At 70.6% G+C, this 26,005-nt stretch carries 23 protein-coding genes; 3 read left to right on the top strand and 20 right to left on the bottom strand.

All coding sequences use genetic code 11. The annotated features are described in order from the left end of the window. Nucleotides 1-60 precede the first annotated feature (60 nt). From AC1ROY_RS24000 to AC1ROY_RS24045, 10 genes are all read right to left on the bottom strand, one after another. Nucleotides 61-1,698, bottom strand: a complete 1,638-nt coding sequence (locus tag AC1ROY_RS24000) for a class I adenylate-forming enzyme family protein (RefSeq protein WP_493151428.1) — start codon at nt 1,696-1,698, stop codon at nt 61-63. A gap of 10 nt (nt 1,699-1,708) precedes the next feature. Then, nucleotides 1,709-2,404: an ABC transporter ATP-binding protein gene (locus AC1ROY_RS24005; RefSeq protein WP_493151429.1), complete on the bottom strand. Its 696-nt coding sequence runs from the start codon at nt 2,402-2,404 to the stop codon at nt 1,709-1,711. After that, on the bottom strand, nt 2,404-3,153 hold the full coding sequence (locus AC1ROY_RS24010; RefSeq protein ID WP_493151430.1) for an ABC transporter ATP-binding protein: 750 nt from the start codon (nt 3,151-3,153) through the stop codon (nt 2,404-2,406). Before AC1ROY_RS24010 ends, AC1ROY_RS24005 begins: the two co-directional genes overlap by 1 nt. Beyond that, nucleotides 3,150-4,067, bottom strand: coding sequence for a branched-chain amino acid ABC transporter permease (locus AC1ROY_RS24015; RefSeq protein WP_493151431.1), 918 nt, complete (start codon nt 4,065-4,067; stop codon nt 3,150-3,152). Before AC1ROY_RS24015 ends, AC1ROY_RS24010 begins: the two co-directional genes overlap by 4 nt. After that, a complete protein-coding gene (locus tag AC1ROY_RS24020; RefSeq protein WP_493151432.1) occupies nt 4,064-4,933 on the bottom strand; it encodes a branched-chain amino acid ABC transporter permease in 870 nt (289 codons plus the stop codon). Before AC1ROY_RS24020 ends, AC1ROY_RS24015 begins: the two co-directional genes overlap by 4 nt. A gap of 10 nt (nt 4,934-4,943) precedes the next feature. Further along, nucleotides 4,944-6,140, bottom strand: coding sequence for an ABC transporter substrate-binding protein (locus tag AC1ROY_RS24025; RefSeq protein ID WP_493151433.1), 1,197 nt, complete (start codon nt 6,138-6,140; stop codon nt 4,944-4,946). A 52-nt stretch (nt 6,141-6,192) separates the two neighbouring features. Further along, a complete protein-coding gene (locus AC1ROY_RS24030) occupies nt 6,193-6,957 on the bottom strand; it encodes an SDR family oxidoreductase (protein WP_493151434.1) in 765 nt (254 codons plus the stop codon). After that, entirely contained in the window at nt 6,947-7,576 is a 630-nt protein-coding gene (locus AC1ROY_RS24035) for a TetR/AcrR family transcriptional regulator (protein WP_493151435.1), read from the bottom strand. The genes AC1ROY_RS24030 and AC1ROY_RS24035 overlap by 11 nt, the downstream gene beginning before the upstream one ends. 135 nt (nt 7,577-7,711) lie before the next feature. After that, entirely contained in the window at nt 7,712-8,947 is a 1,236-nt protein-coding gene (locus tag AC1ROY_RS24040; protein ID WP_493151436.1) for a CaiB/BaiF CoA transferase family protein, read from the bottom strand. Nucleotides 8,948-9,022: 75 nt separating this feature from the next. Beyond that, nucleotides 9,023-9,625, bottom strand: coding sequence for a DUF4189 domain-containing protein (locus AC1ROY_RS24045; protein ID WP_493151437.1), 603 nt, complete (start codon nt 9,623-9,625; stop codon nt 9,023-9,025). A gap of 298 nt (nt 9,626-9,923) precedes the next feature. Here AC1ROY_RS24045 and AC1ROY_RS24050 point away from each other — a divergent pair, with 298 nt between their 5' ends. Beyond that, nucleotides 9,924-13,337, top strand: coding sequence for a PAS-domain containing protein (locus AC1ROY_RS24050; RefSeq protein ID WP_493151438.1), 3,414 nt, complete (start codon nt 9,924-9,926; stop codon nt 13,335-13,337). Nucleotides 13,338-13,378: 41 nt separating this feature from the next. Here AC1ROY_RS24050 and AC1ROY_RS24055 read toward each other — a convergent pair whose 3' ends face one another. The 10 genes from AC1ROY_RS24055 to AC1ROY_RS24100 all read right to left on the bottom strand — a co-directional run bounded on the left by AC1ROY_RS24055 (nt 13,379) and on the right by AC1ROY_RS24100 (nt 24,346). Then, complete coding sequence (locus tag AC1ROY_RS24055; protein ID WP_493151439.1) at nt 13,379-14,092, bottom strand: response regulator; 714 nt, start codon at nt 14,090-14,092, stop codon at nt 13,379-13,381. Nucleotides 14,093-14,210: 118 nt separating this feature from the next. Continuing rightward, nucleotides 14,211-14,861 carry a DUF4189 domain-containing protein gene (locus tag AC1ROY_RS24060; RefSeq protein ID WP_493151440.1) on the bottom strand — a complete coding sequence of 217 codons (651 nt, stop codon included), beginning with the start codon at nt 14,859-14,861 and terminating at the stop codon, nt 14,211-14,213. 103 nt (nt 14,862-14,964) lie between these two features. After that, nucleotides 14,965-16,230 carry an Hsp70 family protein gene (locus AC1ROY_RS24065; RefSeq protein WP_493151441.1) on the bottom strand — a complete coding sequence of 422 codons (1,266 nt, stop codon included), beginning with the start codon at nt 16,228-16,230 and terminating at the stop codon, nt 14,965-14,967. A 59-nt stretch (nt 16,231-16,289) separates the two neighbouring features. Continuing rightward, complete coding sequence (locus tag AC1ROY_RS24070) at nt 16,290-17,345, bottom strand: 2Fe-2S iron-sulfur cluster-binding protein (protein ID WP_493151442.1); 1,056 nt, start codon at nt 17,343-17,345, stop codon at nt 16,290-16,292. Then, nucleotides 17,342-18,094: an FAD binding domain-containing protein gene (locus AC1ROY_RS24075; RefSeq protein WP_493151443.1), complete on the bottom strand. Its 753-nt coding sequence runs from the start codon at nt 18,092-18,094 to the stop codon at nt 17,342-17,344. Before AC1ROY_RS24075 ends, AC1ROY_RS24070 begins: the two co-directional genes overlap by 4 nt. Beyond that, a complete protein-coding gene (locus AC1ROY_RS24080) occupies nt 18,091-20,403 on the bottom strand; it encodes a xanthine dehydrogenase family protein molybdopterin-binding subunit (RefSeq protein ID WP_493151444.1) in 2,313 nt (770 codons plus the stop codon). Before AC1ROY_RS24080 ends, AC1ROY_RS24075 begins: the two co-directional genes overlap by 4 nt. Before the next feature lie 2 nt (nt 20,404-20,405). Further along, on the bottom strand, nt 20,406-21,674 hold the full coding sequence (locus AC1ROY_RS24085; RefSeq protein ID WP_493151445.1) for an amidohydrolase/deacetylase family metallohydrolase: 1,269 nt from the start codon (nt 21,672-21,674) through the stop codon (nt 20,406-20,408). A 13-nt stretch (nt 21,675-21,687) separates the two neighbouring features. After that, nucleotides 21,688-22,518: an ABC transporter permease gene (locus AC1ROY_RS24090; RefSeq protein ID WP_493151446.1), complete on the bottom strand. Its 831-nt coding sequence runs from the start codon at nt 22,516-22,518 to the stop codon at nt 21,688-21,690. Continuing rightward, nucleotides 22,515-23,279 carry an ABC transporter ATP-binding protein gene (locus AC1ROY_RS24095; RefSeq protein ID WP_493151447.1) on the bottom strand — a complete coding sequence of 255 codons (765 nt, stop codon included), beginning with the start codon at nt 23,277-23,279 and terminating at the stop codon, nt 22,515-22,517. The genes AC1ROY_RS24090 and AC1ROY_RS24095 overlap by 4 nt, the downstream gene beginning before the upstream one ends. Next, entirely contained in the window at nt 23,276-24,346 is a 1,071-nt protein-coding gene (locus AC1ROY_RS24100) for an ABC transporter substrate-binding protein (RefSeq protein ID WP_493151448.1), read from the bottom strand. Before AC1ROY_RS24100 ends, AC1ROY_RS24095 begins: the two co-directional genes overlap by 4 nt. Nucleotides 24,347-24,430: 84 nt before the next feature. Here AC1ROY_RS24100 and AC1ROY_RS24105 point away from each other — a divergent pair, with 84 nt between their 5' ends. Together AC1ROY_RS24105 and AC1ROY_RS24110 are read left to right on the top strand one after the other, a co-directional pair. Beyond that, nucleotides 24,431-24,925: a MarR family winged helix-turn-helix transcriptional regulator gene (locus tag AC1ROY_RS24105; protein WP_493151449.1), complete on the top strand. Its 495-nt coding sequence runs from the start codon at nt 24,431-24,433 to the stop codon at nt 24,923-24,925. An 81-nt stretch (nt 24,926-25,006) separates the two neighbouring features. Further along, on the top strand, nt 25,007-25,984 hold the full coding sequence (locus tag AC1ROY_RS24110; RefSeq protein WP_493151450.1) for a Bug family tripartite tricarboxylate transporter substrate binding protein: 978 nt from the start codon (nt 25,007-25,009) through the stop codon (nt 25,982-25,984). Nucleotides 25,985-26,005: the final 21 nt, after the last annotated feature.

Consider the following 26,005-nt stretch of genomic DNA (forward strand, 5'->3'; position numbering starts at 1 on the left):
GGCGCCGCCGCCAGCGCGGCGAAGCCAAGCGCGCGCCCGGCATTTGAGGGCACGAGAAAGTCAAGCCGGCGATCTTTCACCGGCATCGCGGGCGAGGATGGCCAGAGCCAGCTTGTGGCGCTGGATCTTGCCGGTCGGGGTGAAGGGCAGCTCGTCGAGCACGACGAGGCGCTCGGGCAGCTTGTAGGTGGCGAAGCCGTCGCCCAGGAACTCCAGCACGGCCGGCAGGTCGAGCACCGGATGGCCCTCGCGCGGCACGAGGCAGAGGCAGGCGCGCTCGCCGAGCCTGATATCGGGCAGGCCGACGATGGCGCAGTAGAGGATGGCGGGGTGCGTGTAGAGCACCTCCTCGATCTCGCGCGGGAAGAACTTTTTCCCGCCGCGGTTGATCATCTCCTTCACGCGGCCGCTGATGCGCAGGTTGCCTTGTGCATCGACGAAGCCGAGGTCGCCGGAGCGGAACCAGCCGTCGGCGGTGAACGCCTCGGCATTCGCGGCAGGATTCGCGTGGTAGCCGAGATGCACGGAGGGGCCGTCGGCGGCGATCTCTCCCTCGCTGCCATGCGGCACGTCGTTGCCCTCGGGGTCGAGCAGGCGCAGGCCCATATGGCTGGCGGTGCGGCCGACGGAGCCTGCGACCTCTTCCGGATCGTCGGTGGCGCGGGTGTAGGTCTGATAGCCGTCCTCCAGCATGCCGTAGAGCTCGAGGAAATGGCCGGGCGCCGCGGCGCGCCAGGCGCGGATGGTCTCGACGGGCGCGGAGGCGCCGCCGGAGACGACGAGGCGCAGCGCGGAGAGATCGGCCTCCTTCATCTGCGGCAGGGCGAGGATGGCGGTGAGCGAGGCCGGCGCGGTGGGCACGTAGGTGCAGCGCTCGCCGGCCAGCAGTGCCAGCGCGGGTGTGGAGGAGAAGCGCTCCAGCAGGACGGCGGTCGCGTTCGCCATCACCGACTGCACGAGGGTGAGGTAGCCCCAGTTCAGCCCGAGCGGCAGCCAGACCATCATGCGGTCCTCGGCACCGAGGCCGACATCGGTGTTGAGGATGCGCGCGGCGGGGAGCGTGGTGTCATGGCTGTGCATGACGCCCTTGGGATTGCCGGTGGTGCCGGAGGTGAAGGCCATCCGCATCACCGCGTCCGAGGACTGGCGGAACGGTGTGAAATCCTTCGGCGGGCCTTCTGCGGCGATCACATCATCCAGCGCGACAACGCCGTCGCGCGGTGGGGAACGGAAGCTGCCGACGAGCTTCAGCTCCGGCAGCTTCTCCCGCAGGTCGAGCGCCATCGCGAGATGGTCGAAGCCGCGGTAATTCCCGCAGGTGACGAAGCCGCGCGCCTCGCTGAAGCGCAGGATGTATTCCAGCTCGCGCGCCCGGAAGTCCGTGGAGACGGTGACGGCGACGGCGCCCACGCGCTCCAGGGCGAAGAAACAGGGTGCGAACTCGATCCAGTTGGGCAGCTGGATCGCGACCACGTCGGTCTCGCCGATGCCGAGCTCGCGGTAGCGCGCGGCCATGCGGTCGGTGGCGTCGCGCAGCTCGGCATAGGTGACGCGGTTCGTGCCGTCGGTGATGGCGATCTTGTCGGGCGTGGCGTCGGCGGTACGGCTCAGCAGGTCGAAAAAGGTCTCGCCAGTCCATTGGCCGATGGCACGCCATCTGGCGGCGCGGGCCTCGTCGCGTCTGGGCTCGAAACGCATGGTCAGCTCCTCACATCGTCAGCCAGCGGTGGCGCAGATCGTCCTCGGCGGTGCGGAAGGCAGCGGCGCTGTCGTCATGGACGATGCGGCCGCGCGCCATGATGAGGATGCGATCGGCCACCGCCTCGGTCAGCCGCAAATTCTGCTCGACGAGGAGTACGGCGACGCCCTCGCCGGCGAGCTGGCGCAGCACATGGGCGAGTTCCTGCACGACCATGGGCGCCAGGCCCTGGCTCGGCTCGTCCAACAGCAGCACGCGGGGATCGGTGACGAGGGCGCGCGCGATGGCGAGCATCTGCTGCTCGCCGCCGGAGAGCGCGCGGCCGGCATTGGCGCGACGCTCGCGCAGGTTGGGGAGGAGGGCGAAGAGACGGTCCTCGGGCCAGTTGCGAGACGGCTTGCGCTGGCCGACGGCGAGGTTCTCCATCACCGTGAGCTCGGGAAAGATCTGGCGGCCTTCCGGCACATAGCCGAGGCCGGCGCGGGCGATGCGGTGTGTGGGCAGCCCGATCAGCTTCTCGCCGCTCAGCGTGATCTCGCCGGAGAGGCGCGGCAGCAGGCCCATCAGCCCGCGCAACAGCGTCGTCTTGCCGACGCCGTTGCGGCCGATCAGCGCCGTGACCTGGCCGGACCCCGCGCGCAGGTCGGTGCCGCAGAGGACCTGAGCCGGGCCGTAGCCACCGGTGATGCCGCGCAGCTCCAGCATCAGTCGAGCCCGCCGAGATAGGCCTGCTGCACGGCCTCGTTGGCGCGGATTTCGGCGGCGGGGCCGTCGGCGATCTTGCGGCCGCGGTGCAGCACCACGATGCGCGGCGCGAGGGCGAAGACCACGTCGAGGTCGTGCTCCACCAGCAGGACGGCGGTGGCGGCTTGCGCCATCACGCCATGGAGCAGGTCGACGGTGCGGCGCGTCTCCTCGACCGACATGCCCTGGGTGGGTTCGTCGAGGATGAGCAGGCGCGGCTCCTGGGCCAGCGCGACGGCGACCTCCAGCAGGCGCTGGTCACCATGGGCCAGCTCGCCGGCTCGCGTGGCGGCGCGGTCGGTGAGGCCGAGGCGCTCCAGCCAATGCATCGCGCGCGCCTCACCCTCCCGCATCGCGGCGCCACCGCCGAAGGGGCGCCAGCGCAGGGCCTCGCGCGCCTGCACGCCGAGGCGGACATTCTCGAGCGCCGTGAGGCCGGGACAGATCGCGGTGATCTGGAAGCTGCGCGCCACGCCGCGCGAGGCCAGCGCGGGCGCGGAAAGGTCCGACACGTCCTCGCCATGGAAGCGCACGCTGCCGCCGCTCTTGCGCAGGTTGCCGGCGATCATGGCAAAGAGCGTGCTCTTGCCCGCGCCGTTGGGACCGATGACGGCGCAGATCTCGCGCTCGCCGAGGTCGAGGTCCACGCCATCGACGGCGCGGAAGGCGCCCCAGGCGCGGGTCAGGCCGCGGCATTCGAGCAGGCTCATGATGCGCGCCTCGCCAGGCCCATCAGCCCTCGCGGCGCAAAGATCACCACGAGGATGAAGAGCAGGCCGAGGAACAGGCCCCAGCTCTCCGTCAGCGCGGAGAGCTCGTGCTCGGCATAGAAGAAGACGAGCGCGCCCAGCATCGGTCCGATCAGCGTGCCGGCGCCGCCGAGGATGACCATGACCAGCACATGGCCTGAGACGGTCCAGAAGAAGAGGTCGGGCGAGACATAGCCCGCGAAGCCGGCATAGAGAGCGCCCGCGATGCCCGCGAGGAAGTAGGAGAGCACGAAGACCGTCAGGCGGATGCGACGTGGGTCGTGACCGAGGGCCTCCGCGCGCTGCTCGTTCTCGCGCACGGCGGCGACGATGCGGCCGAGAGGTGAGGTGATGAAGCCGTGCGCAACCAGATAGGCGGCGGCGAGGAAGGCGGCGACGAGGAGGTGGTAGCCGTCGCGCCCGGCGAGGAAGTCCCGCAATCCCGCGCGCGGAATTCCGGCGAGGCCGTCGGAGCCGCCCGTCACCGCATTCCACTTGAACACCACGGCATAGCCGAGCTGCGCGAAGGCCAGCGACAGCATGGCGAAGGTCACGCCACCCGTGCGCACGCAGAGCCATCCGATCGGGATCGCCAGAACCGCCGTGCCGAGGCCCGCCAGCAGTACGGCGAGCGGCAGCGGCACCCCCCAGGACAGCATCATCGCCCCGCCCAGATAAGCGCCGAGCGCCCAGGGCCCCGCATGGCCGAAGGAGGTGAGGCGCGCATGGCCCACCAGCAGGTCGAGGCTCAGCGCAAAGAGGGCCAGGATCAGTGCCTCGGTCAGCAGCGTCGTGGCGTGGCCTGGCAGCACGAAGCCCAGTGCGCCGGCGAGCGCGATCAGCAGCAGCACGAGACGGGGATCGGCCGGCCTCATTCCGCGCGCCCGAACAAACCGCCGGGGCGCGCGACCAGCACGGCGATCATCAGCGCATAGGTCATGCCGAGCGCGAGCTCCGGCACGTAGTAGTTGCCGAAGGTCTGCGCGAAGCCGACCAGCAGGCTGCCCGCGGCCGTGCCGATGAAGCTGCCCATGCCGCCGATCATCACGATCACGAAGGCGTCGATGATCACGTTGGAGCCGAGGCCGAGCGAGGCGCTGAGCAACGGCGCGGCCAGTGCGCCGCCGAGCGCCGCCAGCGCGCAGGCCATGGCGAAGACGGCGGCGCGCACGCGGCCCACGTCGTTGCCGAGCGCGGCCGTCATCGTCGGATTCTGCGAGGCGGCGCGCAGCAGCAGGCCTAGGCGCGTGCGCTGTAGCCCGGCCCAGCAGAGCAGCGCGCAGGCGAGGCCGGCGCCGATCAGCAGCAGGCGGTAGATGGGGAAGGGCTCGTCCATCACGAAGACGATGCCCGAGAGGGAGTCCGGCAGTTCTGCCTGACGTGCGTCGGCGCCCCAGATCAGGCGAATGGCCTCGGTCAGCACGAGCGCCAGGCCGAAGGTGACGAGCAGGAAGGCCGAATGCTCGCGCGCATAGAGGCGCGAGAGCGCGCTGCACTCGAAGGCCAATCCCAGCACAGCGGCGGCCAGCGGCGCTGCGATCAGGGACAGGAGAAAGCTGCCCGTCGCCGTCTGTGTCGCCACGCCCACATAGGCGCCCAGCATGAAGAGCGCGCCGTGGGCGAAGTTCACCACCCGCATGATGCCGAAGATCAGGGTCAGGCCCAGCGAGATGAAGAACAGCAGCGCCGAGAGCGACAGCGCGTTCAGCGTCTGCAGCGTGAAGAGGGCGAGCGGATCCACCCGAAATCCTTCAGGTGAAGTTCGAGGCGCGGCAGGCGGGCGTGACCTCGGCGGCCGTGAAGGTCGAGATCACCTCCGGCACCGGATGCGGGAAGCCGTCGCGCCGCGCGACTCGGACCACGAAGCCCTGCTGCTCGGCCTGGCCGTCGCAGGCGCGGACCTTGAGCGGGCCCTTGATGGAGCTGAGCTCGAGGTCGCGCAGCGCGGCGACGACCTGCGGCGTCTCGGTGGAGCCGGCCTTGCGGATGGCGGCGGCCAGCACCTCGCAGGCCTGCCACTGCTCGCCGTCATAGGTGTCGGGCAGCTCGTTGTACTCGGCGCGGAAGCGGCTCACGAAGGTGTTGTTGGCGGGGATGTCGTAGGCGAAGGAATAGCGGCTGCCGCCGACCAGCCCGATCGCCGCGTCGCCGGCGGGGCGGGTGAAGAGCATGTCCACGGTCTCGGTCACCACCGGCATGCGCTCGAAGAGCCGGTACTGCGCGGCCTGGCGCAGGAAGGCGGTGCCGTCGTCGCCGGTGAGCGCGATGTAGAGCGCCTGCGGATTGGCCTGCCGCACGCGGGTGATGAAGCTGGAATAGTCGCGCGTGCCGACGGGTGCGAAGACGCTGCCGATGGAGCGCTTGCCGATGCCGCGCAGCAGCCCCTCGAAGGTCTCCACCGAGGAGCGGCCCCAGGCATAGTCCAGCGAGAGCGAGAAGAAATCGGTCTGCGGCGAGTTGCGCAGCCAGAGCGCCAGCGCGCGCGCGCCCATCGGGCCGGAGGTGTTGGCGCGGAAGGCGTTGGGCACCCAGGATTCCGCGGTGATCGAGCCGGCGCCGTTCACGGAGGAGATGAACAGCGCGTTCCATTCGGCGAGCTTGGGCATCACGGCCAGCGCCTCGCTGCTGGCCATCAGGCCGAGCAGGATGTTCACGCGGTCGCGCTCCACCATCTCCTGCGCCTTGCGGAGGCAGTTGGCGGGCGTGCCCTGCGTGTCCTCGAAGAGGAACTCGATGGGCCGGCCGAGCAGCCCGCCCTCGGCGTTCATTGCCTTCTGCCAGAGCCGGCAGCTGCGCACGACCTGCGAGCCGAGCGCGGCCCAGGTGCCGGTCATGGCGGTGGGCACGCCGATCTTCAGCGGCTGGCCTTGCGCGCGGGCGGTACCCACGCCGATCAGGGTGGGCGCGGCGAGCAGCGCGGCCAGCGGCCGGCGGGCGATCTTGGTCATCTTTGTTCCTCCAGGTTCGGCGCCGGTATTCCGGTCGCCCTTCATTCACGCATCAGCCGGCGATGATCTGGCCCCCGTCGAGCTGCAGCACCTTGCCGGTGAGGTAGCTGCACGCCGCGCTCATCATGAAGCAGGCGACGCCCGCGACCTCTTCTGGCGTCCCGACGCGCTGAAGGGGGATGCCCTTCACGATGCGGGCCGTCGTCTCGGGCCCCCAGGCGTCGAAGGCGGTCTGCGCCATGTCCGTCGCCGTAAGGCCGATGGCGATGGCATTGGCGCGGATGCCGTGCCGTGCCTCTTCCTTGGCCGTGACGCGGATCAGCGCCTCGACGCCGGCCTTGGCGGCCGCGCCCTGGGCATTGCGCGCCTGGCACATCTGCGAGGCGATGGAGGAGATGGCGAGGATCGCGCCGCTGCCGGACTTCCGCAGATGCGGGATGGTCGCGTGCAGCGCGAAGAAGCAGCCGTTGAGGTCGACGGCGATGTAGCGCTGCCAGTCGGTCGGCGACATCTCGGCGATGCTCGCCCACTGGCCCATCGCGCCCGCGGCGTGGGCGAGCAGCGAGATCCCGCCCATCGCCTCCGCCGCCGCGTCGATGGCGGATTGCGTGGCCTCCGGATCCGCGAGGTCGGCCTGCACGGCGTGCGCCTGGCGGCCCTTGGCGCGCACGGCCTCCAGCACGGCCTCCGCTTCCTCGGCTCGGCTGCGGTAGAGGATGGCGACATCGGCGCCGCGCTCCGCGCCGGCCAGCGCGATGGCGCGTCCCACGCCACGGCTGCCGCCGATCACCAGCAGGCGCTGCCCTTCAAGTTCCATCGGAGATGCCCAGTCCGCGCATGAGGAAGGCGACGACCTCCGCCTCAGCCTCTGCGCCGGGCATCATGTCGCGGATGTGCCAGCGACGGAGCGAGAGCATCACCGGCAGGAAGGTCACGATGTCGGCGGCCAGCTTCCCGGCGCCGGGAAGCTCCATGCCGGCCGCGCGCGCTTCCTCGATGAGCTGGCCGAAGCGCTCGATGAAGAGCTCCGTCTGCGCCAGCACCGCCCGACGGGATTCGCCGCCGAGCGCATGCGTCTCCTGGTAGATGAGCGCGATGTCGCCATGGCGCTCGCGCATCGCATGCACGAAGGCGGCGAGGGCGGCGCGCAGCCGCGCGCGCGGTTCCGTGAGCCCGTCGATCGCCGCTTCCACGTCGCGCGCATAGGCCGCCGTCATGTCCTGGTGGACGAGGTAGAGGATATCGTCCTTGGTGCGGACGTAGTTGTAGAGGCTGCCCTGCGAGAGCCCGGCCTCGACCGCGACGTCGCGGATCGTCGCGCTGTGGAAGCCCTTGGCGCGGAAGACGCGGGCGGCGGCCTGCGCGATATGCGCGCGGCGCTCGGTGACGAGCTCGGCGTCCTTCACCTGAGCCGCAATGATGCGGGGCTGTGCCATGCGTTTCCTCTCCGGCGCCGAGACTGCGCCCAGCCTTGTCCCTACGTCAAGAAAAAATGAGTGAGCGTTCAGTCATAATATGAAAGCGACGCTGACCTATCGCTTGGAGCAGGTTTTCAGGAGGTCAGGGGCGCGTCAGGCGCCCCCGTGCAGCACCACGCCTTCCGCGCGCAGTCGGGCCAGTTCCTCGGCGCCGAGCAGCGGAAGCAGCAGCGCGTCATTGTCCTGGCCCAGGGCGGGGGCCGGGTTGCGCAGGAGGCCGGGCGTCCGCGACAGGCGCGGGATCTCGCCATGCATGGGCAGCCAGCCGCCGGGCATCTCGTCGTCCGGCACCTCGATCAGCGCCTCGCGCTCGGCGATGTAGTGGTCCTCGTCGAGGCCGGCGACATCCATGATCGGGCCGATGGTCACGCCGTCGCGGTCGAACTGCTCCAGCGCCTGCGCCATGGTGATGCCGGCGATATAGTCGCGCACCACGCCGTCGATTTCGTCGAGGTGCCGGATGCGGTCTGAATTGGTGCGGAAGCGCGGATCGTCGATGAGCTCCGGCCGGCCGAGGCTCTTCATCAGCTTCACGAACACCCCCTGGGTGGAGCTCGACAGCCCGACCCAGCCGCCGTCCTTCGTCTGGTAGGCGTTGCGCGGCGCGGTGTTGGTGCTGCGGCTGCCGGTGCGCGGCTTCTTCTGGCCGGAGATGCGGTAGTTCGCCATCTGCGGCTCGAGCATCGCGAAGATCGGCTCGAAGAGGGAGACGTCGATCACCTGGCCCTCGCCGGTGGCCTTGGCGTGATGCAGCGCGATCATCGCGGCCGAGGAGCCGTAGAGCCCGGCATAGGCATCCGCCATGAACATGGGCGGCAGCACCGGCTCGCGGTCGGCGAAGCCGTTGATGGCGGCGAAGCCCGAATAGCCCTCGACGAGCGTGCCGAAGCCGGGCTTGTGCGAGAAGGGCCCCGTCTGGCCCCAGCCGGAGACGCGCACGACCACCAGCGCCGGGTTCAGCGCCAGCAGCACCTCCGGCGCCAGGCCCATCTCTTCCAGCACGCCGGGGCGAAAGCTCTCCACGAAGATGTGCGCTGTCGCGGTGAGGCGGCGCACCACCTCGATGGCTTCCGGGTTGCGCAGGTCGAGGCAGAGGCTGCGCTTGTTGCGGCAGAGCGTCTTCCAGGAGGTCTCCACCCCGCCGGTCTTCCAGGCACGGAGGGAATCGCCGGCCGGCGGCTCCACCTTGATGACCTCGGCGCCGTGGTCGCCCAGCACCTTGGTCAGGATATTGCCGGCCACGAGGCGCGAGAGGTCCACCACGCGGAGGGAGTCCAGCGCTCCCTTCGCCTGCGCATCGAATTGGCGCCGGCGCAGCTTCGCGGTCATCGTCACAAACCCCTTCAAGGGCTCAGACGCTATGGGCGGGCAGAGGGCGGGTCAATGCAGGGGCGGAACGCCAGCTCAGCTCCGCGGCGCGCCGCATTGCACCGCCGCGACCCAGCAGGTGGCGCCCGGATCCTTCGAGCGGCACTCAGCCATCGCTTCGGACTCGGCTTCCGCCCGGTCGCCGGCCACGCCGCTGCTGACCGAGGTCACCACATAGGTGTTGGGATCGGAGGTCATGACGAAGGCGCCGCGGGCGCGCCGCACGCCCTGGGCCACCGCCCCGCAGGCCTCCGTGAACTCGGCGATGATCCGGCAGCCGGGGCCGCCGGCGGTGCAGCGCTGCTCGGCGAGCCGGTAGGCGGCGAGGCGATCGTGCTCACCCACCACGAGGCCGAAGCTGCCCGAAGGCTGGCGCGCGGCGTAGATCACGCCATGGCCGTTCGGCGCGGCCGGGACCGGCACGCCGGTGCCGGCGGCGCGGACCCCGCGGCCGGAGAGCACAGCCTCGGAGCGGCCCTCGCCCTCCCCGAAGACGGCCGCGGCGCCGCAGCGGATCGTGCAGGCCTGCGGGGCAAGCGGGTTGACGCTCTGCGCGGCGCGGGAAAGGCAGTCGGCGCGGCAGGCCTGGGCCAGCTCCGCGACCGCGCGGCTGATGCGGTCGCCGCTGCCCAGGGGCATGGCGGGCGAAGGCGGGAAGGCTGAGGAAGACGGCGGTGGTGGCGAGAATGAAGCGGCGCATCGGTCGATCTCCAGGGCAACGTTTCGTGGCCCGGCCTTCTGACGCCCCATCGCCGCAGGAGCATCGCGCGATGCGTGCAAACCTGTCGCATTTGTCGCGCGGGACGTGCGCGCCCGGCCGCGCGACAGACGCGACAGAACGGTCAACCCATCCTATGGCACCCTTCGGCCTAACCCTGTCCCCTCGTGAGACTCCGTGAACGAAGACGCCACGCTCCTGGCTTGCCTCCTGGATCATATGCCCTCCGGTCTGCTGCATATCGGCCCCGACGGGCGAGTGCTGCGGGCGAACGGCCGGCTTGGCGAGTTCTTCGGCGTCACGCCGCCGCGGCAGGGCAGCGCCCTGTCCGCCTGGCTCGACCGCCTGGATGCGGCGGGGCGGCTGCGCCGTCCGCTCGACCGCGCCTCGATGGAGGCGCCCTTCGCCGGTCCGCCCGGCAAGAGCCGCTGGCAGCTGGTGGGCGGCGGCATGCTGGAGCTGTCGGTGCAGGCGCTGCCCGACGGCGCGCGCCTCTGTCTTTGGACCGAGTCGCCGACCGACGAATCGCTGGCCGAAGAGCGCGCCCGGATGGCGCATATGCTGGAGAACATCACCGACAGCGTCGTGCTGATGGATGCCGAAGGCCGCATCCTGCAGAACTCCAACAACAGCGGCGCGCTGCTGGGCATGCCGGACCACCTGGCGCAAGCGGGCAGCACGCACCAGGAGATCATCCGCTTCCTCCACCGCCGCGGCGATTTCGGCTTCGAGCAGGACGAGGAGAGCTTCATCGCCGAGCGCCGCGCGCGCATCCTCGCCGCTGGGCGTCTCACCTATTCCGAGCACATGCCCAACGGCCGCTGGGCCGAGTACAATTTCCGGCCGCTGCCCAACGGCGAGCTGCTCGTCATGGTGCGCGACGTCACCGAGCTGCGCGAGGCGCTGGCCCGCCTCGAGGCCGAGCGCGCCGAGCGCGAGGAGGACCGCCGCCGCGCCAACCTCCTGCTGGAGAACACGCGCGACATCGTGATCCTGACGGCGGCCGACGGGCGCATCCTGGAGAGCTCCAGCCGCAGCAACGCGATGTTCGGCCTGCCGCCGGAGCTCTTCGCGCCCGGCGCCCATCGCCGCGACATCCTGCGCGCGCTCTACCGGCGCGGGGATTTCGGCTTCGAGATGGGCGAAGAGGAGTTCATCCAGGACGTGCGCGCTCAGCTCGCGGCGCCGGTGCCGCTGCAGCGCACGCGGCAGATGCCCGACGGGCGCTGGGCGGAGTTCAACCTCATCACGCGCGAGGACGGGATGTTCGTCATCAGCGTCCGCGACGTGACGGAGCTGAAGGAGGCGCAGCTCGCCCTGGAGCGCGAGCAGGAGAAGCTGCGGCTCGTCGTGGACAACATGTCCGACGGCGTGATGCTCTTCGACGACGAGATGCGCTGGCGCATGCTCAGCCGTCCCCTGATGAAGTTCCTCGAGCTTCCGGAGGAGTTCTACAAGCTCGGCACCAAGGCACGCGACGTCATCGGCTGGCAGATGAAACGCGGCGATTTCGGCCCCGCGCCGGAGGATCCGGACGAGTTCGAAGAGGCGCTGGATTCGCGCATCGCCAATCTCCGCCAGTCCGGCGGCGCGCAGTACATCCGCAAGACGCATGCGGGCTACTGGCTCGACGTGCGCATGCAGCAGCTGCCCAACGGCGGCATGCTGGCCTTCTATCGCGACGTCACGCGCCTCAAGCAGCAGGAGGAGCAGACCGAGGCCGAGCGCTCGCTGCTGCGCGAGGTGCTGAACAGCATGCAGGAGATGGTCGTCCTGCTCGATCCGGAGGCGCGGATCCTCCTCTCCAACGGCTGGGGCCGGAACCTGCTGGACCTGCCGGAAGCCCTGGTGCAGCCAGGTGCCATGATGGCCGACGCGATGGCGCATATGTACCGCCGGGGCGACTTCGGCTTCGACGTACCGGAGGAGCAGATCGTGCACGGCCGGGTGCGGGCGGTGCTGGCCGGCCCGGTCCATCTCACGCGCCGCACCGCCTCGGGCAAGTGGCTGGAGTTCACCTACACGCCGATCTCGGGCGGCCGCGTGGTGACCGTCGGGCGCGACGTCACCTCGCTGAAGGAGAGCGAGCAGACGGCGATCGCGGCGCGCGACGCGGCGGAGGCCGGCGCGCGGGCCAAGGCCAACTTCCTCGCCGCCATGAGCCACGAGATCCGCACGCCGATGAACGGGGTGCTGGGGATGCTGGAGATTCTCGCACGCAGCGAGCTGAAGCCCGACCAGGCGCGCAGCGTGCATGTGATGCGCGAGAGCGCCGAGGGCCTGCTGCGCATCGTCGACGACGTGCTGGACTTCTCGAAGATCGAGGCCGGCCGGCTGGAGATCGAGGAGCTGCCCTTCTCGCTGCGCGGCCTGATCGAGGGCACGGTGGAGACCCTCGCCCCGGCGGCGGCAGCCCGCGGGCTGAAGCTCTTCGCGGACCCGCCTGAGCCGGGGCCGGACTGGCTCTCCGGCGATCCCACGCGCGTCCGGCAGATCCTGTTCAACCTGATCGGCAATGCCCTGAAGTTCACCGAGCGCGGCTACGTGCGCATCTCCGCCGAGACCCGGGTCGAAGGGGGCACGGCGCTTCTGAGCCTGCGGGTCCAGGACAGCGGGATCGGCATGGATCCCGGCACGCTGGCGCGGCTCTTCCAGCCCTTCACCCAGGCCGACAGCTCGACGACGCGCCGCTTCGGCGGCACCGGCCTTGGCCTGTCCATCGTCCGGCGGCTCGCGGAGCTGATGGAGGGCGAGGTGAGCGCCGAGAGCGAGCTCGGCCGGGGCAGCCGCTTCACCGTGACGCTGCGGCTCGGCCTGGCCTCGCAGGCGGCGAAGGCGGAGCGTCCATGGGCCGAGCCCGGCGCGCCGCCGCAAGCCGAGAGCCTGAGCGGCCAGGACGGCGTGCTGGTGGTGGACGACCATCCCGTGAACCGCGAGGTGATCGGCCGGCAGCTCGAACTCATCGGGCTGCAGTCCGACATGGCGGAGGGCGGCGCCCAGGCGCTGGCGCTCTGGCGCCTGCGGCGGCACGGCATCGTGCTGCTCGACATCCATATGCCCGGGATGGACGGCTTCGAGATGGCGCGGGCGATCCGGCAGGAGGAGCAGGCGGGGGACCTGCCGCGCACCACGCTGATCGCCGTCACCGCGAACGCGCTGAAGGGCGAGGCGGAGCGCTGCTATGCGGCCGGGATGGACGGGTTCCTCGCCAAGCCGGTGACGCTGGACGGCCTCTCGCGCATGCTGGGGCGCTGGTTGCCCGGGCTGCCCGGCGCCCATCAGGGCGGCACGCTCTTCGATCCGGACGCGCTGCGCAGCCTTTTCGGCCAGGATCGCGAGCGCCTCTCCTCCATCCTCGAGAATTTCTCGCAGACCGCGACACGCGACCTCGGCGCGTTGCAGGCCGCCCAGGCGCTGGACATCGTGGTGGAGATCGCGCACCGGCTGAAGGGCGCGGCGCGCATGGTGGGCGCGCGGCTGCTGGCCGAGCAGGCGCAGGGCGTGGAGCATGCGGCGCGGGCCGGCGGGCTGGGCGCGGCCCAGGCGGCGGCCTCGCAGCTGCCGGCACTGCTGGAGGAGACGATGCGGGTGGCGCGGCCATCGCTGGCGCCGGTGGAAGAAGCGTCGCGCTGAGGGCTTAATTGCTTCGGGGAAGAGCCTGAAGCGATCCGGGTTCAGTCCGTCGGCGGCACGAAGATGTAGCCGACGCCGCGCACCGAGCGGATCGCCTCCGGCTTGGAGGGATCGGCCTCCACCTTGCGGCGCAGGCGCATGATGCGGTTGTCGATGGCGCGGTCGAAGACCTCGGCCTCGCGATGCGCCGCCGTCTCCAGCAGCCATTCGCGGGTGAGCGGGCGGTTCGGGTGCTTCACCAGCAGCTGCAGCAGGTCGAACTCGCTGGCCGAGAGCTGGTCCTCGCTGCCGTCGGCCATGATGAGGATGCGCCGCTCGAGGTTCAGCCGGGCGGTGCCGACGCGGATCTCGGTGAGCAGCGGCGGCGGCGGCGGCGCCTCGGAGGCGCGGCGCAGCAGGGCCTTGATGCGGGCCAGCAGCTCGCGCGGCTCGAAGGGCTTGGTGACGTAGTCGTCGGCGCCGGATTCCAGCCCGACCACGCGGTCCACCGTGTCGCCGGCGGCGGTCAGCATGATGATGCCGATGCGGCTGGAGCGGGAGCGCGCCCAGCGGGCCAGGGCGAAGCCGTCCTCCACCTCGTTCAGATGGACGTCGAACAGCGCCAGATCGGGCAGGGACTGGGCATGGGCGCGCTTGAACTCGGCACCCGAGGCGTAGGGCTGCGGCCGCAGCCCATGCTGCGCCAGGTATTCCGAGACGATGCGCCGCTGGAGCGGGTCGTCCTCGACGAGCGCAAGACGGAGCGGGCCGCTCATAGGCGACCTCCCCGGACCGGCTTCGCTGCGACTCGCCCTATCGACATGGCGCGCAGGATGACAAGGGCCGGCGGGATTGCAAGTATTTGGTTGCAGCGAAAATACCGCGGCCGTGTCTTCAGGTGCGCGTGCCGCACCGCGCGGCCACGATCCGGCACGACGCGGCCCGGTCGAGCGAGCGGCAGGACGACAGGGCGTCGGCCTCGGCATCGGCGCGGTTGTCGGCCGATCCGCCATGGGTCGAGGTGACGACGTAGGTGTTGGGGTCCGAGGTCATGAAGAGGGCATTCGGGCTGCGCCGGATCCCCTGCGCGACGGCGCCACAGGAACCGGCGGCTTCGGCGATGACACGGCAATCCGGGCCTGTGGAGCGGCAGCGCTGCTCGGCGAGGCGGTAGGCCGTCAGGCGATCCGTTCCCACCCCCATGCCATAGCCGGCCGAGGGGGTGCGGGCTGCGAAGACGACGCTGACATGGCCCGGAACGAGCTGGGCCGCCATCTGGACGGGCTGGACGGAAACGCGGGCGCCACGACCGGACACGACGGCCCGGCTGCGCCCCTCGTCACGTGCGAAGGACAGGGCGGCGGCGCAGCGGATCTGGCAGGCCTGGACCGGCTGGGGACGGCCCGAGCGCGAATTCTGCTGCAGGCAATCCGCCTGGCAATGGCTGGCGAGGGCGTTCCGCGCGCGGCTGGCGCGATCGGCAGGGGCGGCCATGACGGGCAGGGTCAGGAGCGTCAGGGCGGCGGTGAGGACGAGGCGATGCATGGGTTTGCTCCCGTGCATTTGGTTCATGCACCTCCATACAACGTCCGCAACTATTGGTTGAAGGCATGAGGGTCGAAATATATTATTCGAATTGTGTCTGTTCTTAAGGTGCCACTTTAAGTGGTGTAACGGTCGTCTCGCCCATCAGCGCCAGGCCCTCGGCCACCGAGACGAATTCGCCGCCCGCGACGACCCGCCCAGCGCCGAAGCGGTCCTCGAACAGCCGGCGGACGGCCGGGACGAGTGAGGTGCCGCCGGTGAGGAAGACGCGGTCCACCTGGTCCGGCGCCATGGCGGCGTCATCAAGGGCAGCGTCCACGGCGCCGGCGATGGCGGTGAGCTCCGGCGCGATCCAGGATTCGAAATCGGAGCGGGCGATGTCGGTCTCGACGATGAAATCCGCGTGGCGGAAGCTGAGGCGGGCCTGGTCCGCGCCGGAGAGCGCAGCCTTCACGCCCGAGACGGCGCGGTAGAGCGCGTAGCCCGCCTCGTCCTCGATGAGCCGGACGAGATGCGCCAGCTTCTGCGGCTCGGCGGCGGTGCGGGCCACGTCGGCGATGTCGCGCAGCGTCTTCGGCGCGCGCATCAGCGAGAGCAGGTGCCAGCGCGCGAAGTTCACGTACCAGCTGGGCGGGATCGGAAGATCATTGCCCCAGGGCCGGTAGGTGCCGCCCTTGCCGAGCAGCGGCGAGACCACGTGGTCCATGATGCGGAAGTCGAAGGCGTCGCCGGCGATGCCGACGCCGGAATGGCCGAGCGGCGTCACGCGGCGGGGCGGACCGGGATCGAAGCGCAGGACGGAGAAGTCACTCGTGCCGCCGCCGAAATCGGCGACGAGGACGGTGGCAGGCCGGTCGAGCGACTGCGCGAAGCGATGGCCGGCGGCGGCGGGCTCGAAGGCGACCTGGACGTCCGGCAGGCCGGCGGCGGCGAGGGCGGCGACGAGGCGCTGGTTGCCGAAGGCGTCGTCCGCCGTCTCGCCGACGAAGCGCACCGGGCGGCCGACGACGACTTGCGCGCCCGCGAGCTCGTCCTGGAAGGGCGCCAGGAGATGGCGCAGGAAGGCCGCGATCAGGTTCTCCAGGTTCCAGGAGCGGCCGAGGATGCGCGTCTCGGAAAAGCTGCGCTGCGCCAGGTAGCTCTTCATCGACATGATGAGGCGGGCGTCGAAGGGGTCGTCGAGATAGGCCTCGATCGCCCTCGGGCCGGCCGCGTGACGCGTACGCCCTTCGGTGTCCATCCAGAAGCAGAGGACGGAGCGGAAGACCTCGGCGGTGTCGTGCTTCAGCACGGCGACGCTGCCGTCCGCGCGCAGGGCGGTGACCACGCTGTTGGTGGTGCCGAAATCGATGCCGATGACGGGGGACATTCTTGCGACCGGATGGGGAGGGGCGCGCCTTGAAGCCTGTACGCGCCGCTTTGGCAAGCCTACCGGCCGAACCAGCCGCGGACCATCCGCATCATCATCGCCCAGATAGAGGGCTGCGCCGGCAGCGCCTCGCCACGCGCGGCGCGTTCGAGGTTGCGCGCGAATTCGGAGGCGAGGCCGGCGACCAGCCCGCGCACCAGCCCGGGCCGCGAGAACTGCGCCAGCGGGCCGGTCAGGCGCCAGCCGAGATCGAGCTTCAGCAGGCAGCCCTTGCCGGCAGGCTCCAGCCGCCAGGTGACCTCGCCCTCCGCCCCGTTGCCGCCGTCGCGGCCCTGGCCCCGCAGCGTGCCGCTATGGGCCGCGTGATCGAAGGTGAGGGTGCCCTTGCCGGCGAAGCGTGCGGTGAAGGGGCCGAGGGCGGCGGCGACCTCGCCCTCGACAGCCTCGCCTTCCTGGCGGATCAGCCGCGCACCGGGCAGGCAGGCGGCGACGCGCGTGGGGTTGGAGAGGATGGCCCAGGCATCGTCCAGGCCGAGGGCGATCGTCTCCTGGTGCTCCAGCCGGTTGGCGAGCGGCGTCGCGGCGGATTCCATGCGGGGCATGGCGGCGGGTGGCGGCGTCGAAGGCGCCTCGCGACGGGGCTGCGCGGCTACCGTTGCCGGCCGGCTCGCCGCGACCTCGGCGATGGCGCGCACGATGCCGCGATAGCCGGTGCAGCGGCAGAGGTTGCCGGCGAGCTCGTCGCGGATGCGCGCCTCGTCCACGGCGCCGAGACGCGTCACGATGTCACGCGCCGTCATCATCATCCCCGGCGTGCAGTAGCCGCATTGCAGCGCGTGATGCTTGCTGAAAGCGGCGCGCAGGGCCTCGGCGACGGGGTCGTCGTCCAGGCCTTCGATGGTGGTGACCTCCATGCCCGCGGCTTCGTGCGCGTAGAGCAGGCAGGAGCGCGCGGGCGAGCCGTTCACCATCACGGTGCAGGCGCCGCAGACGCCCTGCTCGCAGCCGAGATGGGTGCCCGTGAGTCCGCAATGCTCGCGCAGCACATCGGCGAGATGCGTGCGGGCTGGGGCGGCGAGAGTCCGTGCCTCGCCGTTGACGGTCAGGGTGATCACGGGGCTTCCATCATGGCGATCGCGCGCTGGACGGCGATAGTGGAGAGGCGCTGCTGGGCTGTGTCGAGCCATGTCAGGCGCGCCGGGATGTCGTCGACGGAATCGAGCAGCGCCGGCGGTCCGTCCACCGCGCCGGCGAGGAGGCGGCGCGGCGTCTCGATCGCGACCCCGATGGCCTTGGCGAACTCGCCGATTTTTCTGTTGATCTTGCAGTAGCCCCAGCGTGCAGAGATGCGCGGAATCTCCACGGCGAGGATGATCTCGCCAGGCTTCAGCGCCGTGGTGAAGGAGGCGAGCATGAAGGCGTCGGCGGGGATGCGCCGCTCACCCTCCGCGCCGAGCGCCACGATGGTCGCGCCCAGCGCGGCCATGACGTTGGGCCAGTCGCCAGCCGGATCGGCATGGGCGAGGCTGCCGCCGATCGTGCCGCGGTTGCGCACGGCGCGATAGGCGATGCCATGTGCGACGTGGCGCATCAGGCCATTGGTCACGTCGGGCACGAGGCCGTCCTCGATCTCGGCATGCGTCGTGGCGGCGCCGAGGCGGAGATGGTCCGCCTGCTCGGAAAATCCGCGCAGCCCGGGCAGGCGCTTCACGTCCACGAGCAGCGCAGGCCGCACGAGACGCAGGTTCATCGTGGGCGCAAGCGACTGCCCGCCGGAGAGCGGTTTCGCGCCCGCGCGTGTCAGCAGGGCGAAGGCGTCCTTCGCCTCGGCGGGCGACGCATGCTCGAAGGCGGCGGGCTTCATGCGAGGGCAGCCAGGATTCGCTCGGGGCTGGCGGGCAGGTCCGTGACCTCGCGGCCGAGATGCGCGATGGCACTGTTGATCGCGTTCACGATGGCGGCCGGCGGGCCGATGGCCCCGCTCTCGCCGATGCCCTTCTGGCCGAAGCGGCTGATGGGGCTCGGCGTCTCCATGTGCAGGATCTCGATGTCGGGCACCTCGGCCGCGCCGGGCAGCATGTAGTCGACGAAGGTGGAGGCCAGCGGCTGGCCGGCGCTGTCGTAGGGCATCTCCTCCAGCAGCGCGGTGCCGATGCCCTGCGCGGTGCCGCCCAGCACCTGGCCGTCGGCGATCATCGGATTCAGCAGCACGCCGCCATCCTCGACGATCACGTAGCGCGTCAGCGTCACATGGCCGGTGGCGGCGTCGAGCTCGATCTCCACGGCATGCGCGGCGTAGCTGAAGGTGCCGGTGTCGCGCTTCGTCTTGTGGCCGACGGTGCATTCCAGCCCCTCGGCCTGCATCGGCTCGGTGAGGTTCTGGGGAGCGCGGAAGAAGGTGCGCGCGATCTCGGCGAGGCTGACGCTCGCGCCGCCCACGCGGACGGCGCCGTCCTCGAAAACGGCCTCGGCGGGATCGGCCTGCAGGAGATGCGCGCCCATGGGCAGGAGGCGCCGGCGCAGCTCGGCGCAGGCGTCACCCACCGCGCCGCCGGCCATGACGGCGCTGCGGCTGCCCCAGGTGCCGGTGGAATAGGGCGTCAGTGCCGTGTCGCCGTGGATGAGCTGCACGCGGTCGACCGGCACGCCCAGCACCTCATGCGCGACCTGCGCCAGCGTGGTCTCCATGCCCTGGCCATGGCTGTGCACACCGACGCGCAGCTCCAGCCCGCCATCGGGCGTGAGGCGCGCCTGGCAGGCCTCCGCGCCAGGCACGAAGGGGATGCCCCAGCCGTGATAGACGCTGGTGCCGTGCGCGCCCTGCTCGCAGAAGACGGCGAAGCCCTGGCCGATGAGGCGGCCCTTGTCCCGCGCCTCGGCCTGGCGCGCGGGGAAGCCCGTCGCATCGACCGCTTCCGCTGCGCGCCGCATGGCTTCGGGATAGTCGCCACTGTCGAAGATCTTCTTCGTGACGTTGACGTAGGGCATCGCCTCCGGCGGCGGCAGGTTGCGCAGGCGCAGCGTCACGGGATCCACGCCGGCCTTTCGCGCCACGGCGTCCAGCGTGGTCTCCAGCGCGTAGCACACGCCCGTCCGCGCCACGCCGCGATAGGGCAGGATCGGCGGCTTGTTGGTGGCGACGCTCCAGGTCCGGCAACGGAAGCGTGGCACGACATAGGGGCCGGGGAGGATGGAGCCGATCTGCGCCGCCTCCAGGCAGGCGCTGAAGGGATAGGCGGAATAGGCGCCGCTATCCACATGCGCCTCGCAATCGATGGCGAGGATGCGCCCGTCGCGGTCGGCATGGACGGTGATGTCGTAGTGATGCTCGCGGCAATTCGCCTGGCCGGAGAGCGCCTCGCGTCGGTCCTCGATCCAGCGCAGCGGCGTGCCGCCGAGGCGCCGCGCGAGCCAGCCGATCGCGACCTCCTCCTGGAGGAGGATCCCCTTGTAGCCGAAGCCGCCGCCGACATCGGGGCTGATGACGCGCACCGCGGATTCCGGCAGGCCCAGGCATTCGGCGAGGCCCGTCTTGGTCACATGCACCATCTGCGAGGAGGAGTGCATCTCCAGCTGGCCGAGGCGCGGGTCCCAGCGCGCGACCATGCCACGCCCTTCCATCGGCGCCATGTGCTGGCGGGCCGTGCGCAGGCGCCGACGCACGACGATGTCAGCGTCGATGTCGGAAAGGTCGTCCGCGACGTTGGCTTCCAGCACGACATTGTCGGGCCAGCCCTCGTGGATCGGCGGGCCGGCGCGATGCGCGAGCATGTCGGTGGCCGCGGGCAGCTCCTCGATGTCGAGGGCGATGGCCTCGCAGATGTCCTCGGCCTCGGCCCGCGTCGCGGCCATCACCATGGCGATGGGGTCGCCGACCTGTCGCACGCGGCCATGGGCGAGCGGCCACTGGTCCGTCTTGCGGAAGCCGGGCAGCGAGGAGGGCGCGCGGATGGGCAGCACGCCGTCGAGGTCGGCCATGGTGAAGACCTGTCGCTCGAAGCCGACGGGCTTGCCGATGGACCGCACGATCCCATGCGCCACCGGGCTGCGCAGGAAGGCGATCTCGCGCAGGCCCGGCATCGCAATGTCGGCGACGTAGCGGCCGCGTCCGCGGAGGAAGCGGTCGTCCTCCTTGCGGAGGACGGCCGCGCCGACGCCCTGACCTTCCCGCATGCTCAGGCCGCGATGGCCGCCGGCAGGATGGGCGCCGTGGCATCGTAGCGCACCCCATCCTTCAGGCAGAAGGCGGGCTGCAGCAGGCGGTCGGCGATGACCTCCGTGCCCTCGTTGTCGGCCATGCGGAATTTCCCCCGCAGGTCGTTGAGGACGGAAACATCCGCCGCGGCGCCGATGCGCAGCGTGCCGATGCCGTCGTCCATGCGCAGCATCGCGGCGGGGCCGGTGGTGACCATGCGGATCACCTTCTCGAAGGGCACGCCGAGCGCGAGCATCTCGCTCATCGCCAGGGTCAGCGAGAAGCGGGCCTTGCCGGTGAAGGGATGATCCTCTTCCGGATCCGAATGCTTGTCGGGCGTGCCGGGCGCGGGCATGCGGGTGTTGTAGCCGTGCATGTCGGCGCCCAGCGTGTCCGGCATGATGCCGGCGTCGAGGCTGATCCGCGCCATCTTGAAGGAGAAGTGGGAGCCATGCCCCACATCCGTCTTCAGCCCGGCATCCAGTGCGGCCTGCACGATCTCGTGCACCTTGCCCGTGCGCGCATCCACGAAGCCGCCGGGATGGCGCGTGAAGGGATGCGCGAGGATGTCGCCGGGGCGCAGCAGCGGGATGATCTGCGGCAGGATCTCGTCGGGATCGACGCCGTTGGTGCCGCCGGTCGGCGTCGGCCAGAGCTGACCGAAGTGGCAATAGACCGGCAGGTCCGCCTCGCGCCCGATCTGCGCGGCCTTCTTCATCACCTCGAGGCCGTAGCGCGCGATGCCGCCCAGCTCCGCATGCGCCTTCACGCCGCGCACGAGCCCGGGATGGGCGTGCGCCATCTTCACGGTGGCATCGACATCCACGTTCTCGGGACCGTAGAGCGTCGGGTAGTAGTGCCCCTCCAGCCCGCCCACGACATAGGCGCTGATGAAGCTGAAGACGCGCGATTTCGCGGGCTTGGCGATGAACTCGCGGAAGCCCGGCAGGGTCATGCAGGAGGCGCCGCCCTGATCCACCAGCGAGGTCACGCCGCTGTCCACGCCGGCCATGTCGGCGGGCAGGCCGAAGCGGCCGGACACGTAGGTGTAGATATGCGCGTGGGTGTCGATCATGCCGGGAAGGACGATCTGGTCCTTCACGGAGATGACCTCCTTCGCCGTGCTGGGCAGGATCTCCGTCTCGATGGCGGCGATCCTGCCGTCCTTCACCGCGACGTCCATGACGCCGTCGATGCCGGAGGCGGGGCAGACCACTCGGCCGCCTTTCAGCAGGGTGTCGTATTGCATGGCCTATTCCTCCTCAGTGACCGAATCTGCGCAGGATGATCCGCTCCAGCCCGGCGACGATTCCGTAAAGCAGCAGGCCCACCACGCAGAGCATGGCGATGGAGGCCAGGACGAGCGCCGTCTCCGCCTGGCTGGCGGCGAAGAGGACGAGATAGCCGAGCCCGGCCTGGGCCGTGATGAACTCGCCCACGATGACGCCGATGATGGCGAAGGTCACGGCAATCTTCAGCCCGGCGAAGATATGCGGCAGGGCATAGGGGAAGCGCACCGAGAGGAAGACCTGCCAGGACCGCGCCGTCAGCGCCTTGCAGAGGCGGAGCATGTCCGGCGGCGTGGCGTTGAGCCCGGTCTGGGTCGCGATCACCACGGGGAAGAAGGCGATGAAGACCGAGAAGGCCAGCCGCGAGGAGGAGCCGATGCCGAGCCAGACGATGAAGAGCGGCGCCAGCGCGATCTTGGGGATGAGCTGGAGCAGCACGACATTGGGATAGAGCGTCACATAGGCCCATTTCGAATAGGTCAGCAGCAGGGCGATGCCCATGCCGAGCACGGTGGCGAGCACGAAGCCCAGCGCCGATTCCCCGCCCGTCGGCACCGCGTGCTGCAGCAGGAAGGGCCAGGTCTGCAGGATGCGCCGCCAGACGCGGCTCGGCGCGGGCAGGATCACCTCCGGCACTGCATACCACGTCACCATCGCCTCCCAGAGGCCGATCACCGCGGCCGCGAAGAGCAGCGGCAGCAGCAGGCGCGTCAGCGGGTGGTCGGCGAGGCTGCGTCGCTCGGCCGGAGGCAGGGCGGTAGCCGCCTCCTGCGGCGGGATGAGCACAGTCTCCGTGGCGCTCATGCCGCGGCCCGGATGCTGTGCTCGATCATGCCGCGCAGCCGCGCCACGATCGCGATGAACTCCGCGCTGTCCTGCACGGTCTCGTCGCGCGGGCGGGCGAAGGGGATGCGGATGTCGGCCACGACGACGGCCGGACGGCGCGTCATGACCAGCACGCGGTCGGAGAGCATCACCGCCTCGCGGATGCTGTGGGTGATGAAGATCCCGGTCTTGCGGTGCCGGGCCCAGAGGTCGAGCAGCACCAGCGCCATCTCGTCGCGCGTGATGGCGTCGAGGGCGGAAAAGGGCTCGTCCATCAGCATGATGGAAGGCTGCTGGATCAGCGAGCGGCAGAGCGCCACGCGCTGCCGCATGCCGCCGGAGAGCTCGCGCGGGCGCTTCTCCATGAAGTCGCCGAGGCCGACGGAGGTCAGCAGCTCCTCGGCGCGCGCGACGTAGTCCTGGCGCGGCAGCCGCATCATCTTGATCGGGAAGAGCACGTTGTCGCGCGCGGAGAGCCAGGGCAGCAGCGTCGCGTCCTGGAAGACCAGGCCCACATCCCGGCGGGGTCCCTCCAACGGCTTGCCGTCGATCTCGATGCTGCCGGCGGTGATGCTCTCCAGCCCCGCCAGCATCATCAGCAGTGTGGACTTGCCGCAGCCCGAGGGGCCGAGGATCGAGACGAACTCGCTCTCCGCGATGTCGCAGGAGACGCCCGCCACCGCCTCGACCGGACCGGCCGGCGAGGCATAGGTCTTGCGGACTCCGCGGAGGCGGATCACCCGAGCATCGCCTTGAAGGGCGCGAGGCGTGTGCTCTGTGCTGCCCACTCGGCCGGCGTCAGCTTGATCTTGCCGGCGAAGCGGTTGGTGATGATGGCGTCGGTGGCCGGGCGCTTGGCGTCGGCGGGCGCACCGAACTCCATCACGAGGTCGGTCATGGCGTTCCAGGCGGCCATGTCGGTGATGCCGAGGCCGCCGTCGATCGCCTCGGGCCGCAGGATCGTCGCCTGCATGATGCCCTGGGACAGCCGCGCATTCTCGCGTCCGCCCGAGGTGATGCCGATCTCCGGCACCTGCTTGACGAACATGTCCAGCGCGCGTTCCGGCTCGCGGAGCTGGAAGGCCGTAGCCTCCAGCAGCGCATCGGTGATTGCCTCGGCCTGGGCCGCGTTGGCGCGCAGCGTCTCGGGCCGCGTGCAGATGACGTTGGCGTAGAAGTTCAGCCCGGCGGAGGAATAAGGGATGAAGCGGCTCTGCGCGTTCTGCGCCTGCATCACCGGGATGCTGGAGGAGGCGATGGAGGTGATGGCGTCCACCTGCCGGTCGATCAGCGAGCGCTCCAGCACGCGGTTGTCCACCTGCTGAATCGTGATCTTCGAGAGGTCCACGCCGGCGCGGCGCGCGAAGGCCGGCCAGAAGGGGTATTCCGCTGATGTCGGCACGGCGCCGATGCGCTTGCCATCCAGGTCCTTCGCGGTGCGGATCGGGCTGTCCGCGCGGATCATGATGCCCATGGTCATGTCGTAGTTGACGGTGGCGAGGCCGGTGATGGGCAACTCGCGCGCCGCGGCCAGGATCATCGGGCCGGCGCCGACCACGGCGTAGTCGAACTGGCCCTGCGCCAACGCCTGCGCGGCGGCGACGGAGCCGAAGCCGCGCGAGGTCTCGACGTTCAGGCCGCGTCGGGAGAAGGCGCCCATCTCCTTGGCGATGTAGCAATAGGCGGTCGAGCCCTGGGCCAGCCAGGGCAGCGTCAGCTTGATCGCGGCCTGCGCGCGGGCCACATGCGGCGCGGCCAGCAGCGTGGAGCCGGCGATGAGGGCCGAGCGGCGCGAGAGCGTGGGCATGGCGATCTTCTCCGGCAGATGTTACGTATGCTGAAGATATGCGCGGCGCAATCCGGCCGGCGCAATCGACTTCGGAGGCCTGCCTTGGAGCTCGACGGGACGCCTGCACGGAATCGCGGCAGGGGCGCGGCGGCGACGCCCGATTCCTCGGCAGAAGAGGCCTGGCCGCTCGCCGATCGACCGGGCTTCCTCATCCGCCGGCTGCACCAGCTCCACGTCGCGCTCTTCATGGAGCTCACCGCGGAGTTCGGCGTGACGCCGGTGCAGTACAGCCTGCTCAGCGCCATCGCCGCGCGCGGCACGGCCGACCAGAGCACCCTGGCCGCCGACGTGGCGCTCGACCGCAGCACGGCGGCCGGCACGCTCGGGCGGCTGGAGGCCCGCGGGCTGATCCAGCGCCGGCGCGACGCGTCGGACGGGCGCGCCATGCTCTGCACGCTCACGCGGGCCGGTCGCACGCTGCTGCCGCGCATCGAGCCCGCGGCGCGCGAGGCCCATCGGCGCACGCTGGCTGCGTTGGACGGCGAAGCCGCCGCGCAGCTGCAGCGGCTGCTGCGTGCCGCGCTGGCGACGGCGTAGAAGCCTCTTCCTCGATCCCGCTTCGTCTGCTCATATCCGCCGCAGGGAGAACAACGCCGGCCTTTCCTCACTGGAGGTCCGATGCCCGTTCTGTCCCGCCGCTCCCTGGCCACGCTCACCTTCGGCCTCGCCGCGCCCCGCCTTGCCCTGGCGCAGTCGGCGCTGCCCTCCGGCACGGTGCGGCTGGTCGTGCCTTACAATCCCGGCGGCATCACCGACATCCTCGCGCGCGGGTTGATGCAGCCGATGACGGCGACGCTCGGCCATACCGTCGTCGTGGAGAACCGCCCGGGGGCCAATGGCAGCATCGGTGCGACGCTGGTCGCGCGCTCGCCGGCGGACGGGCTGACGATGCTGGTGGGCGTCACCGACACGCATGCGGTCAACCCGGCGGCGATGCGCAACCTGCCCTACGTGCCGGAGCGCGACTTCATCCCGGTGAACCTCATCACCCGCGTGCCGCTCGCGCTCGCGGTCGGGCCGACCCAGCGGAGCCTTGCGGACCTCCGCGCCTTCGTCGCCGCGGCCAAGGCGCGGCCGGGCGGGCTGACGCATTCGAGCTGGGGCGTGGGCAGCGTCTCGCAGATCGCCATGCTGCGCATCGCCGAGACGGCCGGGATCGAGCTGCTGCACGTGCCCTTCACCGGCGCGGCGCCGGCGGCGCAGGCGCTGGCGGCAGGCCAGGTGGATTCCATGATCCTGCCCGCCGGCGCGGCCGAGGCGCTGGCGCGCGATGGCAATGTCCGCGTGCTTGCCGTGCTCTCGCCGGAGCGCCTGCCGCTGCTGCCCAACGTGCCGACGATGAAGGAGCAGGGCGTGGACCTCTCCGTCAGCATCTTCCAGGGCCTCTTCGCCCCGGCGCGCACGCCGGCGCCGGTCGTGGCGCTGCTCAACGAGGCGGTGGCGCGCGGCCTGCAGGATCCGCAGATGCTGGAGATCCTGCGCGGCCAGGCCTCCGTGGCCGAGCCGATGACCACGCCGCAGCTCGCCGAGCTCGTGAAGGAGGAGCAGGAGGCCTGGGGCCGCGTGATCCGGACCGCGAACATCCACCTCGACTAGGCACGCGCCCGTGCGGGGCTA

Source organism: Roseococcus sp. GW821-FHT12F05 (assembly GCF_058806835.1).

Coding starts and splice junctions, on each gene's coding strand:
- AC1ROY_RS24085 (WP_493151445.1), bottom strand. CDS start 21,674: ATGCAATACGACACCCTGCTGAAAGGCGGCCGAGTGGTCTGCCCCGCC.
- AC1ROY_RS24015 (WP_493151431.1), bottom strand. CDS start 4,067: ATGAGGCCGGCCGATCCCCGTCTCGTGCTGCTGCTGATCGCGCTCGCC.
- AC1ROY_RS24010 (WP_493151430.1), bottom strand. CDS start 3,153: ATGAGCCTGCTCGAATGCCGCGGCCTGACCCGCGCCTGGGGCGCCTTC.
- AC1ROY_RS24035 (WP_493151435.1), bottom strand. CDS start 7,576: ATGGCACAGCCCCGCATCATTGCGGCTCAGGTGAAGGACGCCGAGCTC.
- AC1ROY_RS24065 (WP_493151441.1), bottom strand. CDS start 16,230: ATGTCCCCCGTCATCGGCATCGATTTCGGCACCACCAACAGCGTGGTC.
- AC1ROY_RS24040 (WP_493151436.1), bottom strand. CDS start 8,947: ATGACCGCGAAGCTGCGCCGGCGCCAATTCGATGCGCAGGCGAAGGGA.
- AC1ROY_RS24110 (WP_493151450.1), top strand. CDS start 25,007: ATGCCCGTTCTGTCCCGCCGCTCCCTGGCCACGCTCACCTTCGGCCTC.
- AC1ROY_RS24030 (WP_493151434.1), bottom strand. CDS start 6,957: ATGGAACTTGAAGGGCAGCGCCTGCTGGTGATCGGCGGCAGCCGTGGC.
- AC1ROY_RS24055 (WP_493151439.1), bottom strand. CDS start 14,092: ATGAGCGGCCCGCTCCGTCTTGCGCTCGTCGAGGACGACCCGCTCCAG.
- AC1ROY_RS24080 (WP_493151444.1), bottom strand. CDS start 20,403: ATGCGGGAAGGTCAGGGCGTCGGCGCGGCCGTCCTCCGCAAGGAGGAC.
- AC1ROY_RS24060 (WP_493151440.1), bottom strand. CDS start 14,861: ATGCATCGCCTCGTCCTCACCGCCGCCCTGACGCTCCTGACCCTGCCC.
- AC1ROY_RS24045 (WP_493151437.1), bottom strand. CDS start 9,625: ATGCCCCTGGGCAGCGGCGACCGCATCAGCCGCGCGGTCGCGGAGCTG.
- AC1ROY_RS24005 (WP_493151429.1), bottom strand. CDS start 2,404: ATGCTGGAGCTGCGCGGCATCACCGGTGGCTACGGCCCGGCTCAGGTC.
- AC1ROY_RS24090 (WP_493151446.1), bottom strand. CDS start 22,518: ATGAGCGCCACGGAGACTGTGCTCATCCCGCCGCAGGAGGCGGCTACC.
- AC1ROY_RS24100 (WP_493151448.1), bottom strand. CDS start 24,346: ATGCCCACGCTCTCGCGCCGCTCGGCCCTCATCGCCGGCTCCACGCTG.
- AC1ROY_RS24075 (WP_493151443.1), bottom strand. CDS start 18,094: ATGAAGCCCGCCGCCTTCGAGCATGCGTCGCCCGCCGAGGCGAAGGAC.
- AC1ROY_RS24025 (WP_493151433.1), bottom strand. CDS start 6,140: ATGACCAAGATCGCCCGCCGGCCGCTGGCCGCGCTGCTCGCCGCGCCC.
- AC1ROY_RS24050 (WP_493151438.1), top strand. CDS start 9,924: ATGCCCTCCGGTCTGCTGCATATCGGCCCCGACGGGCGAGTGCTGCGG.
- AC1ROY_RS24000 (WP_493151428.1), bottom strand. CDS start 1,698: ATGCGTTTCGAGCCCAGACGCGACGAGGCCCGCGCCGCCAGATGGCGT.